The following is a 15,528-nucleotide window of genomic DNA, read 5'->3' as shown; positions in this document are numbered from 1 at the left end:
TAGCTTCTATCTGCGCTAAGAAGTATTTTAATTAAACACCTTGTAAAAACGCATCATTTTATAACCTAAACCATTAAAAACTTGTAAACCCAAAGCCCCCTATGTATAATTAAGTGGGACTATATGAATATAGATTAGAAGGAGATTATTAAATATGAGAGTAAAAAAAGCTGTAATTCCAGCTGCTGGTCTAGGCACGCGCTTTTTACCAGCAACAAAAGCAATGCCTAAAGAAATCTTACCAATTGTGGATAAACCAACTATTCAATACATAGTAGAAGAAGCAGTAGCATCTGGCATAGAAGATATTTTAATTGTAACCGGTAAAGGTAAACGTGCTATCGAAGACCATTTTGATTCCGTTCCTGAACTTGAAAACAATCTACGGGAAAAAAATAAACTTGAATTACTACATTTAGTAGAACAAACTACTAACATTAATTTGCACTTTATTCGTCAAGCGAAACCAAAAGGACTTGGTGATGCCATCCTTCAAGCAAAAGGCTTTGTGGGTAATGAACCATTTATCGTTATGTTAGGTGATGATATTGTTGAATCCAAAATCCCTTGTTCCAAACAATTAATGAATCAATATGAAAAGACGCATAGTTCCGTCATTGGAGTCCAAACTGTCCCTCACGAAGAGACATATCGTTATGGTATTATTGATCCAATTAATGAATATGATAAGAATTTATATAATGTGAAAGGTTTTGTGGAAAAACCAGATCCTGCTAATGCACCGTCTGATTTAGCTATCCTTGGCCGTTACTTATTAACACCACAAATTTTCGACTTCTTAGAAACGCAAAAACCAGGTGCAGGAGGCGAAATTCAACTAACCGATGCAATCAATAGTCTAAATGAAGTACAACGTGTATTTGCTTATGACTTTGAAGGACAGCGTTTTGATGTTGGCGATAAATTCGGCTTTATCCAAACAACAATGCAATTCGCTTTGAAGCATCCTGAAATCAAAGATGATGTGAAAGATCTGATTAACGACTTATATAACCAAATTCATAAAAAAGATAAAAAATAAAAAAAGAGATGACAAATGAAAATTTTGTCATCTCTTTTTTACATGCATTTAAAAGTACAGCTTGTAACTTTTGGCAATAGGATTTAAAGAATTTAAACCAACTGCTTTATACACTGCATTTGTCGCACGGCGATAATAACTTAAATAATATTGTTTCGTTTGATAATGCATTTTATCGAAAAGAACTTTTAAGAATTTCAAATAAGCCGTTCCAAATTGTTTATTTTTCTCCCAATGAGAATACTCTTTCACTGGAACTTGTATATAAAAGTAACCTAACGAAATAAGTTCACTCACAAGGCGTTTATTATTCGTTTCAAGAAAAACAGTAAGCGCATCAATTGCATCAACTGCCTCTGTTAAATCTTCCGCCATTAATTTCTTTTGAAAAATTGGACCTAGTTTGGTTCGAATCAAATAGTTAAATAAATTTTTGTCAAAATCAAGTAACTCTAAACTTAAAGAAGTATACTTGTTTTCCAAATTTCGATAATACGACCAACAATCAACCATATCATTGATCAAGTAATTATCTGGAACTTTCATTTTCTCTTCGTTTTTCTTCGTTTCTTCCAAAACACTATGTTTCCAAACCATATTGGCTTTATGAAAAATATTAATTAATTCATGCGTAATCTCTGCCTTTTCAAAGTACGCTTTCAAAAAAGCAACATTATACAAAATATATTGCCCCACTTCTTCAAGCAACATATGTGGATCACGTTCCAAATAAGTGCTAGTTGGATTCGGAATCGTTTCCTCTAAAAATTGGAGTGTATCCGTCATTTCATAACTATCTTCATTTGGCAATTTTCGTAAATGTTGTACAAAAAGAGGGTTTTGATTAAATAAATGGATATCAGCACCGACCATATTATCAGCGAAACGAGCGAGATAGTCTTGTATTTGCGAAAGAATATTTTGATCGCTTTTCGAACAAACAATAACAAAATCTGCTGATGTATTAGCAAGATTTATCTTTAGTTGCTCTAACAGATAAGGACTTCCCCATCTCTCACCAGTATCTTTCATAACGAGTTGTTCCACTACAATACTCATAAATCTTTCACTTCCTCATTTGCTTGAACAATATAGGTCTCTACAAAACGCTTCGTTGAATTACCATCTAAGCTTCCAACAAATTTCTTTTTAAAGACTTCCAGTTCGTCATAATTATATTTTCCCGTTTTAATCGACTCAATGAGCGACGGCGTATCTTTGAAAACTTCACCAGGAATAGTTGCTTTGTAATCGAAATAAAATCCGCGTTCATCCAAATAATCATCAATATCATATGCAAAGAAATAAATTGGCTTATTCATTAAACTAAATTCAAAAATAACCGAAGAATAATCTGTAATAAGCGCATCACTAAATAACATTAAATCATTAATATCGTTATTCAACGTCAAGTCTAAAATAAATGGATCATTTTCATCCACATTAAATGAAACGTTCTTAATAACAGGATGGAATTTTAAAATTAAAATATGTGTATCACCAAGTTCTTTTTTCAAAGCAGCAATATCAAGTACAACGCTATAATTAAAGCGTTCATTTGGCCCACCGCGGAAAGTTGGCGCATATAGCAACACTTTTTTGTCGCGAAGTTGCGGATACATTTTCATATATTTTTCTTTTGTATATGCCACATATTCTTGATCAAAAAACACATCTGTTCTAGGCACACCAATAGGTTTAATTTGATTAGCTTGTTTTCTAAAAGCTTCCATATATTCAGGAATTATGCCTTCTGAACTAACAAGAACATCTGTGTAAGGCGAATGAGCACGTGTCTCAAATTCTTCTGTATTAGCATCTGTACCTTCAAGCGCACTAAAGCCAAACTTTTTGAAAGCCCCTGTCGCATGCCATGATTGTACCACATGTGTCTTTTTATTAAATTTCAAACCATAAATTTTGTTGTAATAATCATCTAATACAATTGTTTTAGTTCGCCCTAATGCATAATACAATTGGAACATTTCAAACCAATTACGATTTTTCCGTAAAAACACATAGACTTTTTGTGGCATATCATTATAAAACAGGTAATCATAAATGGCTAATAAATTTCCTTCTAAGCTTGTACTACGTTCTGTAGCTAAAATAACTTGGTCTTTTTTGCGTGGCATCAAAGTAGCTAGTCTAAATATAATGCCTCTGCTTATTTTCCGAATTAGAATAGGCGCCTTAAATTTACGACGGATAATAAATTTAAAGGAGATTTTACGAGCGGCTCCCCAATTATTATGTTCCATAATTTGTAAAGCAGCTTTCATATGGATAGGATATGCTTTTCTAAATGCAATTTTTGCTTCTTCCCCTTGTCTCTCCCACAAATACGTAATTAGTTGGCGATAGTTTCCTTTATTGTCTCTTGTAATATAGCGAACACGTTCGATACTACTGAACAACAAGAAATATCTAAAGGAAGGAATTATATTTAGGAAGTCATCTGATTTGGTTTTTAACCAGTCTAATGTCATCGTAAAAGCAATTTGTTGGTTTTCACTTTTCTTACTTTCAATAGCCGCCCTTAAAGCGCCCCAAAGCTCAACACTAGATACTCGTTGATAATATTTTAAAGCTATTTCATATTCCGTATTATTTTTGAGTAACTCTGCTTCCCCGTAGTCAAATATTTGAAAAACAGATTTTAAAATACGAATTGGATCTTTATTTACAGATTGCGTTAATGATTGCGATTCACCATCACGTAAGCGGTAATAATAAACTACTTTTTCTACAGTATAGATATTTTCTGCTTGAAGTAAAGCATGCAAAACAAATGGTTGATCTTCACCGTAACGAATATTTTCAGGGAAAAACACACCATCTATCAAAGAATGATGATAGAGTTTCGCACAAGGACCTATCGAATAAAATAGCTCGGGATTTTTCAGTAGTGTTTTCATTCCTGGCTTGGCAATATTATATTGGATATGCATCGGAATGAACCATTCACCTTCTGAATTAAAGCGTTTCGTTGCGCCTGTAATCAATTTTGAACCAGTGGATATTGCACCGTCATACATTAGTTGAAGTGCATAGTTCGGAATAATATCATCACTGTCCACAAAGCAAATATACATTCTATTCGCAAGACGCAACCCATAATTCCTAGCCGAAGCTGGTCCACCATTTGGTTGAGTATGCAACTGAAATTTTGGCTTATCTGATATATATTCTGTCACCATTTCTATTGTTTTATCCGTTGAACCATCGTCAATTAATAAAACTTCGTACATGTCAAATGTTTGCTCATGGATGCTTTCGAGCGTTTCCAGGATTACTTCCTCCACATTATATAATGGAATAATAATACTTATTCCCGCTTCTCGATTCTTATTGATGTTATTATTTGAATCACTGTTCATTTATAGACTCTCCCTAATTCAAAATATATGTCATCTATTATCTCCAGTTTTCCTTCTAAACACATAATATGTTCCTGCAAAAATAATTATAACACCCAAATCAAAAATAGCGGAGACATATTTCGGTATTATTGGTTCAGAAGCAACATGTGAGACAGTGAAGCCCATATCTTGCTTCTCTTTTTTAACACCATTAACATACAGTGCTCCATACGGATAAAGATCTACTGCATCTGGAGTATAGGTACCTAAAACTAATGGTTTTTCAGGGTTTTTATTTTCCACTTGATAGACTTCAATAACATATTCAGTTTTACCTTTTGGCTTTTCATTTACATTAATTTGGTAATTTGTAGCTTCTACAAAATCTGATCCAGCTATAACTTCATCGTAAATATCCTTCTTATTTGTCTTATCTACAACTTTCAAACGATATTTACTAGCTTCATCTGGCTCTTTTAGAACCGCTATTTGGATAGAATTGAACGGCGAATCTACATTAAACGTTTGCTTAACAATTTGTTTGCTAGTAACAGGAAGATCTATATGCGCATAACTTTGTTTTACAAGATATTTATTGATATCCTGTGACTCGCCTGCTACCGAATTTCCAATAAAAGCAAAAGCAACTGTACTTAATAAAAATACGCAGAAACTCGCGATTAAAAAGCCTTTTCTTAGCCCTTTTTTCAAATCAAATTTTTTCGTATATAAAGATTCTACTATAAATTTAAACCCATATATAGAGGACAAGATCATTAATGGCGTAATAAACATAATATAACGCTGATTTGCTTCCCAGAATAAGTGGAATAGCCAAACACCTACTAGCGAAATATTAACGAAAAAGGACATATCAAATTCCCTTTTCTTATAAAAACGTAAAGCACCTAGACAAATTAAAAACAAATTAATAATATGGAACAGCTGAGCAGGTAATTCAGTGACAACCCGTTTATCTCCAAAGAAGTAATCATAAGGAGCTGGATAATCAAGTGCAGCATTAACATACCACGTATATGCTCGCGTTCCGTCTGTCCAAGTATTTAACATCTTATTATCAAAAAGCTTTATTAAGCCAAGCGGTCCATGTTCTTCAATACGTTCTTTAATTTTTTCAATATTGGCTTCTTCTTTTTCTTCTTTTGTTTTAAATTGTGAAGTATAAGCAACATCATTGCTGTTATAACGACCGGCTGGATCGCCAAGCCCCATCATAATCCAATGTGTTTGAGGAAATTCAATGGTTGGGTCTTTCTTAAAGTCATAACTCTCTGCGATTGGTGTAAAAACAGTGCTTAAACCGAAAAAGCAAATTGCTACGATGACCGTGTTCAATAGAATTTTACGCCAATTTCTTATAAAACATAAATGAATAAGCATTGCTGGAAGTAAAATGATGATATTCGGCTTAATTTGATAACCTACTGCAAACAGCAGCCCAATAATGATGAAATACCACCATTTACTACTTTTCGTGTATAGATAATAAAATAAGGCAATCAGCGCTGTAAATGGCAGTACAAGTGTATCTGTATAGAAATACCAAATATAACCAAATAATGGCACACAGAATAAAACAATTAATAAGTAGATGTTCCCAAATTTATTACCATTTTCTTTACGAACAATCCAGTACAATACAAAAATAGTAATATTCATACAAACAAAAAGGAAAGCACTTTCTAATAAATACGTATTAGTAATACCAAGCGTCCCTCCAACAGAATATAGCCAGTATCGAATAATTGTTATAAATATATTATTAGGATACATTAAAAAATAATTCTGCGTTGTTGCATGCCCTCCATTAGAAAGCATATTCAATGCTTCTCCCTTGATAAGAAAAGCATCTGCATATGAATTCATTTGCAAGGAGAAAAGCAAATAAATTTGAGTTAATATAATCAAGCTAACCAAAAAGATGGTTATTACACCATCTCCTTTTGTATTCAATCTAGTAGAAAATTGATAGAATCCTATAAGTACTAAAAGCGCCGCAGCACTAAATAATATAAATATACTCGGATGATTAAAACTAATTTCTAGCGGTTTAAAAATGCTTATGCAAAGTAAGTAACCAAAAATAAGTATAAAAAACGCATTAAAAATATAAGCTAACCTATTCTTCACTCTCTTTACACCTATCTCTCGCTGATTTTATTTTCTTTGCATTTTGTTTCAAAAACATTCTCTTCAATAGTAAAACGAGGTCGTTCTTTTACTTGTTTAAAGATTTTTCCAATGTATTCACCTAGAACACCAATACCAATTAATTGAATTCCGCCAATTAACCACAAGGAAACAATTAAAGATGTCCAACCAGGTACAACAGCACCAATGATTTTTTGAACAATGGCATAAATCCCCATTACTACGCCTATCATAAAAATAACAGATCCAAGGACTAATAATAATCGAATGGGTGCAACACTGAAAGATGTAATTCCATCCACAGCAAATAAAACCATTTTCTTAAGTGGATATTTTGATTCTCCTGCAAATCTCTCATTTCGATTGTAAAATACTTTCGTAGATTTGAAACCTAATAATGGTACAATGCCTCGAATAAACATGTTTTCTTCTTTATAACGTAAGAATTCTGTTAATGCACGCTTGCTAAGCAGTCGATAGTCCGCATGATTTGGAACCATATTAACTCCTAGTTTGCTCATAATTCTATAGAAAGCTAACGCTGAATTTCTTTTGAAGTAAGTGTCAGTGTCACGTTTATCTCGTACGCCATAAACGACATCGTAACCTTCATGATATTTTTCTATAAACTCAATAATCGCATTCACATCATCTTGTAAATCAGCATCAATAGACACGACACAATCTGAATATGCATGTGCTTCTGTTAAGCCAGCAAGTAAAGCTCCTTGATGTCCATAATTCCGACTTAATTTTAGTCCAGATACATGTTCATTTGATTCTGAGTATTGCTGTATAAGTTCCCAAGTTCTATCTTTACTTCCATCATCTACAAACATAATTTGACTTTTGTCACTGATTGATTCACTCATCACTAATTTTTCTATAATATTTGTTAGTTGTGTAACACTCTCGCTCAGAACTTCTTCATTATAACAAGGTACCACAACTGTTAAAAATGGCTTTTCCACTCTCACTACAACCCCTTATTGATATGCTATTCTATAAAATTCAGTATCTACAGCATATCTTATTTACAACAGTTTATCAACTATCTATGTAAAAATAATCAAGTATACAGCCAATATAGACCTCTTTCCAATAGCAAAAACCCTCCAAATTATAGAAACTTTTGCCAAGTATGATTTATCGCCTTTAACCATAATATGGAGACCTCTTTAATTCAATTAATTATTGTAGGGAATTTTATCAATATATGCTAAAATATACAATATGATAATAAAAATTTTAAGGAGTTAAAGATGAAATTTTATATTAAGGAAATTCAGCTAACAGATTCTAACACATGGAAATTACAAGGCTTCTCAGAAGGAAAAATCAATAGTATCCAAGCATACTACAACGAAATCCGAGAATATAAGCACCCTGAACAAAAGTTGAATATTGCTTTTACTCAAGATAAAAATTCATTCACAGCTACTATTTCTGTTGATGAACTTGCTAGTCTTTCTCTACCAAATAACCAGACTGTGTGGAAATTCAAAGTAAATAATGATTATCCATATACACATTTAATCACAGATGGGCCAATTATAAATAAACCCTTCCAACCAGAGAACTCGCTTTACAAATACCATTTTGATTTTCCTGAAGGTATTTTAACACTTGTCAGTAAACCTATAGAACTACTAGCTTCGATAGAGGAGTACAAATTAGATTCTGATGTGATGTCTGGTTCTATTAAAATCAAGTCGCCACTTCCAAGTAACCAATTTAATGCAAAGCTAATTTTCAAACGTAGACCTACACCAAGCTTTTATTTATTTCACGAGCAACAACAATCATTTGATTTAGGGCTTATTACTGAAAATATCGTTAATTTCTCTATTCCCACCAAAGATTTATCTACAGCTTTCTTAGTAGACAATACAAATATACTAGATGCCATAATCGAAGTATCATCTAGTCATAACAAAACAGGCTTATCTGCATTCATATCCATTGATGCAGATATGAAGCCAGCTATTCCTAGAGAAATTAAAATAGCAGCGCCACTTTTTGCAACTCTGCGCTCCTATATTACAGGCTCTAACAGATTATCATTCTATTTCAAAAAAAATATTCAGGGGTTAGTGAGTCTGAGTCAATTAAAAGAAACTAAAAAAGATTTGACACTGCAATTCAAATTAGAAAACAGTATCTCTGAAGGTCAAATAGTAGCTAAACGTGCAGATAAAAAAGCGAATACATTTGAATATAATGTAGAACAAGTATGGCCTTTAAAGAAAGGGATTACTAAATATACTGCTCAAATTAATAAAAATGAATTCTTATCCGGACCAATCAATAGAGCTGATGCGACATGGGATTTCTTCCTTCGTTCGGCAAACATGCCAGATTTACCTATTTTAGCGCCAAATACTATTGACTTTAGTTCTTCGGGATTTTTCAATGTTGCTAATAACGAATTTATGGCGCAATTAACAAGAAACGACTCCAATAATTTAGCTTGTCTTACAGCCGTTGCTCCTAAAATCAAACAAGATATAACAAAAATAGCTGTAATGGGAACTTGTTTTAGCCGAAATGCTTTTAACTCATCTCCATTCTTTAATCCAGATTATAAAGCTTTTTTTGAATGCAGTTTTACGCAGTTTCATTCTTCTATAATTAGTATAATGACCGAACCCGCTAACTTAATTAATCTAGATAAGTATACTGATATTAAAAAAAGCGAGAAACCTTTTATAGAAGATGATTGGAAAAAAGATTTCTTTACTAACCTGAAAAATTCTGACGCTGATTATTTCTTAATTGACCTATATCCTGATGTTATTCGACCAGTTATTTGGTTAAATAATAATTCAGCTATTACATTATCTTATGTTATAGAACAAAGCCAATTACTTAATGACATTTCTTACGAGAGAATTTTAGATCATATTGATAATGAAACCTACTTCAATGAGTGGAAAGGCTATGCTGATCAATTTATCGAAAAACTTACAGAAATAATTCCTACTGATCGGGTTATTTTAAACCTAGGTGGATTTACAACGTCTTATTATGATGAAGATGGAGAAGTCGCAACTTACAAAAACAAAATGGCCATCGAAAAGAATAATTACTTCTGGGAACGTTTAAATAATTATTTCTTATCTAAATTGCCTGAAGCAAAAGTAATCGACTTTTCGAAAAAAGGCTATATAGGTGATTTCAACTATCCATTTGGGCATTCCTTTTCTCACTTCGAATCCCCTTATTATAAAGACTTCTTGAAGGAACTTATTTACATCACTAAATCTTAATCTATAATCATATAAAAACAGAGTGAGAAATCTCACTCTGTTTTTATATGATTATTTTTAGTCTATTTAACGTTTGTAAAAGCTCGTTTATCTACCCAACCAACTATTTTACCATTTACACTCATTTGATAGTAAGTTGCACGTGTAGTCTTAGCCTCGCGTATCAACTGTACTGTCTTGTTAGCATAAGCAGTTGCTTGTCCTACATTTTTTGTGCCAATAACTCTATACGGCTCTGTCCAAATGCCATTACCTGGCGCGTTGCTAAGTAATCCAGTCATATTAATCGCTTTATTGTACTCAATAGAATCATATACATCAAAAGCTTTTTTATCTAACCAACCGATTACTTTGCCGTTTACGCTAAATTCGTAGTAAGTTCCTCTACTTGTTTGAGCTTCTCGAGTTATTTTAGTTGCTTTATCTTTATATGTGGCTGCTGAAGTAACTAATTTAACACCCTTACTCTTATATGGAGCAGTCCAAACTGCGTTGCCTGTCACATTTTCCACTACAGCATCTAAGTTAACCGCTTTGTTGTAATTAATATTGTCATATACATCGAAAGCTTTTTTATCTAACCAGCCAATGACTTTACCATCAACACTAAACTCGTAATATGTTCCTCTACTTGTTTGCGCTTCACGAGTTATTTTTGTTGCCTTGCCTTTATAGGTTGCTGCTGAAGTAACAAGTTTAACACCTTTACTCTTATAAGGAGCCGTCCAAACTGCATTACCTGTCACATTTTCCACTACAGCATCTAAATTAACCGCTTTGTTGTAATTAATATTGTCATATACATCGAAAGCTTTTTTATCTAACCAGCCGATTACTTTGCCACCAGATTTAAATTGGTAGTAAGTTCCTTTTGGCGTTTTTGCTTCACGGACGACTTCCACTTCTTTATTCAAGTAAGTTTCCGCTGGTCCGATTAATTTTGTACCAACTGTACGGTAAGGTTCTGTCCATACAGCATTACCCTTCACATTTTTTACTACTGCGTCAATAGCAACTGTTTTATTGTATTCCTCTTGATCATACAGTGTAATAGCGTTTCTATCTAACCAACCAATTGCTTTCCCATCGATACTGATATTGTAATAAGTACCATGTTGAGTTTCGATTTGTTGGCTGATTTTCACATCTTTATTTGCATATTTCGTAGCCTGCGCCACAGAAGTTGTTCCTTCAAGTTTGTACGCTTTAGTCCAAATACCATTTCCGGTTGGATTAGTAATTTGTCCGTCAAGGTTCACATTTTTACTTGAAATAATGGAATCATACGGATAGATAGTGAGAGCTCGTTTATCAATCCAACCAATAGTTTTATTATTTATGCTAAATTGGTAATAAGTACCTTTAGCAGTTTGTGCTTCGCGTAAAAGTTTAATTTCTTGTTGTGCGTAAGTTGTTGCATTCGTAACAAATTCTCTTCCATAAACATTGTATGGTTTAGACCAGATACCGTTACTTACTGGGCTAGTAATTTTAGCACGTCCGACATTTACTTTATCATAATTGACACTATCATAAATAGTTAATGCTTTGCCATCTACCCAACCAACTACTTTACCATTATATTTAAATTGATAGTACGTACCTCTCTTTGTTGTAGCAACAGATACTAAATCGATATCCTTGTTAGCGTATGTGCTAGCTGGACTAACAGATTGCACTCCTTTTACTTTATACGGTAAAGTCCATACACCATTTCCAGTCGGACTTGTAACAGTTGCTTTTCCGGAAGTGGATTTTTGAGTAAGAATTTTGTCGTATAAAACATCATATTTGGCTAAATCATAATTCTCAATTACTTGAATTAAGCTAGCACCATATGTAGGAGAGGTTGCATATCCAGCTTTTTGAAGCTCCATTGCAGCTACTTTATAATCCGTTGCGTCGACAACTTTCTTATATAAGTCTTTATTCCAAGAAGTTCCGTTCACTAATAAAAGAGTATGGTCAGTGACAGATTCATTCCAGCTAGGGTATTTGCGGAATTCAGCATCAATTTTAATCCACTCACCGTTCACATATTCAGAAGTTGTCATGATAACTGATTGTCCATTATATTTCCCTTTTATACCAAATAAATTATATCCTTGTGTAGCAAGTCCACTTTTTCCCCAACCAGATTCTAGAATTGCTTGAGCTAAAGTTATACTAGATAACAGATGATATTTTTCTTGAGATGCCTGGGCAGCAGGTGCTATTTTGTCGATAAATGCTTGTTGCGATGCTGTCGTTGCAGCTTCAACCTCTTTAACAAAGGAATTTTCTCCAGTTAATGAATCTTGTAATTGTCCGCCAACAGTTGTCAAACCGTACATTGGAACAACTAGCATCGGAATCATTACAATTTTCATCCACTTTTTATTTATCATTATTCTCCAACCACTCCTTAATTTGTTTATTGTCCTAATTTTACCAAACTTTATGCCTCCGTAAGTTACAAATTTATTACAAAAAAAATAAATGGTATTATAACAACAAATTTGTTAAACATTTAGACAAAATTTTTATTTCATTTTATGATAAAATGCTTTACTTCTTCAATTTTAAATAAAAACTTCCAAAAGATAGATAACTTTTGGAAGTTTTTTACAGTTAATTCAATTTTAAATCGTAATTATCAACATGTACTACTTTTTCAATTTGTGTTGTGGATTCTTCACTAATTAAGCCTTTAAAAGATTTCCCTGTCGCCACTAGTGTTCCAAATAGTATCGTTAATGCAATTAGCACAGTTAAAAATATTTTATCAAAAAGAGTTAGCCTGTATTTATTGGCATTAGGATTAGGATAGATTTTTTTCTGAGGAGCTTTTTGATTTTCCTTATGCTCTTTTTGATATTTTTTCTTATAATCATTTGGTTGTTTGTTAAACCATTTTACAAACTCATCATATTTTTGAGCAACTTCTTGTGCTGTACCCATCTCTCTTATTTCACCGTGATGCATCCAAATAATTCTGTCACACAAACTTTTTACTTGTCCAAGTGAGTGACTGACAAAAACAATAGTTTTGCCACGCGCTTTAAATTCATTAATCTTATCAACGCATTTCTCATAAAAAGTCTGGTCACCCACTGATAAGGCTTCATCAATAACTAAAATATCAGGATTGGTATGCACCGAAATTGCAAAACCTAAACGAGAACGCATCCCGCTTGAATAGTTTTTAATTGGTTGATTAATAAAATCACCTATATCAGCGAATTCGATAATACTTGGCATCAACTTGTTAATTTGAGAACTTTTCATTCCATGCATGAGTAATTTCAAGCGAATATTTTCATAACCCGTCAGCGGACCTTTTAGTCCCACTGCAATGGCAATTAAAGAAGTTTCTCCGTTGATAATGACTTCTCCTTGTGTCGGAGGAATAACACCTGACATAATACTCGATATAGTTGACTTACCAGAACCATTGATCCCAATAAGTCCTACTGTTTCACCATCATGAATATCAAAAGATACGTCTCGCAACGCCCAAAAGGATTGCATTTTTTGACTTTTCGGCATGAACAAGCCTTTGATCTTATCAGATTTATTTTGATAGAGGTCATATTCTTTCGACACATGTTTAAATGATACTTTTATATTTTTACCCATCTGTCTAACCTCCTATAAATAATCCACGAAGCGTTCGCGGAATTTCATGTGTAGTGTCGCACCAACAAATAGTAATGTTAGCGTGATTAACCAGAAATACATCGTGTATGATGGAGATTCCCAGAAGCCTTTATTCATTAAGAATGTCTCTCTAAAGCCGTTTACCACATAGTAAATCGGATTTAGTTTGAGTAAATCTACTAGCCATTGCGGCAACATTGTTTCTAAATTCCAAACAATCCCTGTTACGTAAAAAAGTACACGCATGACAGATTGCAGCATAATATAATAGTCTCTTACTAAAACGCTAATTGTTGCATTAAATAAAGTAACACTGAAGAGAAAAGCAATCATGGCTACAAAATAATACAAGTACTGACCCCAATAGATTGTAATAGGAGTTCCATTAATTGCGAGCAAGCCTAGCAAAATTACCATCATAGTAAAATAACTTGTTAAATTAGAGACAATCGTGATATTAGGTAAAATACTCATTGGGAAATTCATTTTTGAAACCATGCCTATTTTATTATAAATACTATTCGCACCTTGCAAAATAACTGCACTAATAAAGAACCAAGGAATAATCCCCGCTAGCATCCATTCAATATAACTTGCATCCGATCCAGATTTTGCATTCATCCCAAATCCAAACACAAAATAATAAATAGCAATTTGTATTAATGGATTTAAAATCTGCCATGCTAGTCCTAAATAATGGCTTTGGTATGTAGCCTTATCTTCATAGCGCGCAATGCGAAATATCATTGGTAAATTTTTTATTTGTTCTTTAATAACTTCCATAACCTGTTTCACAAAAACACTTCTTCCCGAAAAATAATATGGTTTTAATAACCAGATTCAGCTCACTATTCTTTTATAGGCAACTCCTCCACTTAAAACCACAGACACCTTGTTTGTATTATTTGTCGTCTCGGTTGCCATATTCTTGCTGTTTATGCATGATCTTCTAAGTGTATATAGCTCTGCTTATTTGGCAAATTATTTTACTAATACGGTTTAGTAAAAAATCCACCCTATGTTAAATTACCTTAAAAGTCATTTTTTGTAAAGCTTCATCTGCAATTATCAAAGAATTAGTTTTCAAGAACAGCCTGAATATCTGCTGCCCCTTCAAGCAATCTTGGTCCTGGACGACTTAATTTATTGGCATCCATTTCATAGATTTTATCGTTTTTAACCGCTGGAATATCTTTCCATGCTGCACGTTTTTGGATAGTTGCTTTGGCATCTGGATAGACAGATAAAATGATATCCGGTTGCAGTTCTACTACTTTTTCTTCGTTGTAAGGAATGAACCCTGATTCTGTTACAATATTAGTTCCACCAGCAAGTTCTAACATTTCATTCATAAATGTTCCTTTTCCTGCTGTGTATAAGTCTGGACTAATTTCAATCCATACTTTTGGGGATGTTTTTAATTCTTTCGCTTTCTTTTCAATAGCTATTTTTTGTTTCTCCATTGAATCGGTCACTTTTGTAGCTTCTTTTTCTGTTCCAGTTAGATCACCAATGGTAGCAATCGATTTTTCTACTTCCTTTAAGTTTGTTGCGTCTGGAACTACAAACACGTTAATTCCCGCATCTGTAAGTATTTTATAAGCGTCTTTTTCTGTTGCAAGCATCGATTCGTGTCCAAGAACTAAATCAGGCTTAAGAGCAATAATTTTTTCTGTATCAACTGAAGTAGAAGTCACTTTCTCTATTTTCTGAGCTTCTTTTGGATAATCATCATATGCCGATACTCCTTTTACTTCATCACCAAGTCCTAGTGCAAATAAAATTTCTGTATTACTTGGAATTAATGAAACAATTTTAGTTGGAGCTTTTTTCAGTGTAATTGTTTCACCAGTTGCATCTTTCACTTTGATTTCTTCTGTTTGCTTTGTTGTCTCTTTTACTTCCGTATTCCCGCATGCAGTTAAAATAGCAAGCAATAAAACTACGGCAATTCCTTTAAACCATTTCATATGTATGTTCTCCTTTTTTCAGAAAAAACAGGCGGGAAATCTAACACTAATAAATCTGGAAAAACGTCTTTATT

10 protein-coding genes are annotated in these 15,528 nt (G+C 33.2%); 2 read left to right on the top strand and 8 right to left on the bottom strand.

Annotated elements, in window-relative coordinates:
- The first annotated feature begins 154 nt into the window (after nucleotides 1-154).
- Entirely contained in the window at nucleotides 155-1,042 is an 888-nt protein-coding gene (galU, locus tag LMOATCC19117_RS05580) for a UTP--glucose-1-phosphate uridylyltransferase GalU (protein WP_003724625.1), read from the top strand.
- A 48-nt stretch (nucleotides 1,043-1,090) separates the two neighbouring features.
- Here the strand turns inward: galU and LMOATCC19117_RS05575 are convergent, their stop codons facing one another.
- From LMOATCC19117_RS05575 to LMOATCC19117_RS05560, 4 genes are read right to left on the bottom strand one after another with little or no spacing between them, the layout of a single operon-like run.
- Nucleotides 1,091-2,101 (bottom strand): hypothetical protein, encoded by a 1,011-nt coding sequence (locus LMOATCC19117_RS05575; protein ID WP_003724624.1) that lies wholly within the window; start codon nucleotides 2,099-2,101, stop codon nucleotides 1,091-1,093.
- Nucleotides 2,098-4,422, bottom strand: a complete 2,325-nt coding sequence (locus tag LMOATCC19117_RS05570; RefSeq protein WP_003734748.1) for a bifunctional glycosyltransferase/CDP-glycerol:glycerophosphate glycerophosphotransferase — start codon at nucleotides 4,420-4,422, stop codon at nucleotides 2,098-2,100. The genes LMOATCC19117_RS05575 and LMOATCC19117_RS05570 overlap by 4 nt, the downstream gene beginning before the upstream one ends.
- A 30-nt stretch (nucleotides 4,423-4,452) precedes the next feature.
- The gene (locus LMOATCC19117_RS05565) at nucleotides 4,453-6,555 is read right to left on the bottom strand and encodes a glycosyltransferase family 39 protein (RefSeq protein ID WP_003734747.1); all 2,103 of its coding nucleotides are present in this window, start codon (nucleotides 6,553-6,555) and stop codon (nucleotides 4,453-4,455) included.
- Between the two features lie 11 nt (nucleotides 6,556-6,566).
- Nucleotides 6,567-7,547, bottom strand: a complete 981-nt coding sequence (locus LMOATCC19117_RS05560) for a glycosyltransferase family 2 protein (protein WP_041931068.1) — start codon at nucleotides 7,545-7,547, stop codon at nucleotides 6,567-6,569.
- 291 nt (nucleotides 7,548-7,838) lie between these two features.
- On the opposite strand from LMOATCC19117_RS05560, the gene LMOATCC19117_RS05555 reads away from it, so the two are divergent.
- Nucleotides 7,839-9,845 (top strand): DUF6270 domain-containing protein, encoded by a 2,007-nt coding sequence (locus tag LMOATCC19117_RS05555; protein ID WP_003724620.1) that lies wholly within the window; start codon nucleotides 7,839-7,841, stop codon nucleotides 9,843-9,845.
- Between the two features lie 62 nt (nucleotides 9,846-9,907).
- Here LMOATCC19117_RS05555 and LMOATCC19117_RS05550 read toward each other — a convergent pair whose 3' ends face one another.
- From LMOATCC19117_RS05550 to LMOATCC19117_RS05535, 4 genes are all read right to left on the bottom strand, one after another.
- Complete coding sequence (locus LMOATCC19117_RS05550; protein ID WP_003743853.1) at nucleotides 9,908-12,232, bottom strand: GW domain-containing glycosaminoglycan-binding protein; 2,325 nt, start codon at nucleotides 12,230-12,232, stop codon at nucleotides 9,908-9,910.
- Between the two features lie 223 nt (nucleotides 12,233-12,455).
- Nucleotides 12,456-13,463 carry a teichoic acids export ABC transporter ATP-binding subunit TagH gene (gene tagH, locus LMOATCC19117_RS05545; protein ID WP_003726883.1) on the bottom strand — a complete coding sequence of 336 codons (1,008 nt, stop codon included), beginning with the start codon at nucleotides 13,461-13,463 and terminating at the stop codon, nucleotides 12,456-12,458.
- Between the two features lie 12 nt (nucleotides 13,464-13,475).
- Complete coding sequence (locus LMOATCC19117_RS05540; RefSeq protein ID WP_003736234.1) at nucleotides 13,476-14,279, bottom strand: ABC transporter permease; 804 nt, start codon at nucleotides 14,277-14,279, stop codon at nucleotides 13,476-13,478.
- 281 nt (nucleotides 14,280-14,560) lie between these two features.
- On the bottom strand, nucleotides 14,561-15,454 hold the full coding sequence (locus tag LMOATCC19117_RS05535) for an ABC transporter substrate-binding protein (RefSeq protein ID WP_003734744.1): 894 nt from the start codon (nucleotides 15,452-15,454) through the stop codon (nucleotides 14,561-14,563).
- Nucleotides 15,455-15,528: the final 74 nt, after the last annotated feature.

The organism is Listeria monocytogenes ATCC 19117 (assembly GCF_000307025.1).
In the GTDB taxonomy this organism is placed as follows: Bacteria; Bacillota; Bacilli; order Lactobacillales; family Listeriaceae; genus Listeria; species Listeria monocytogenes_B.
The sequence above is the reverse complement of the archived record's forward strand: the minus strand, read 5'-3'. Positions and strand labels throughout refer to the sequence as shown.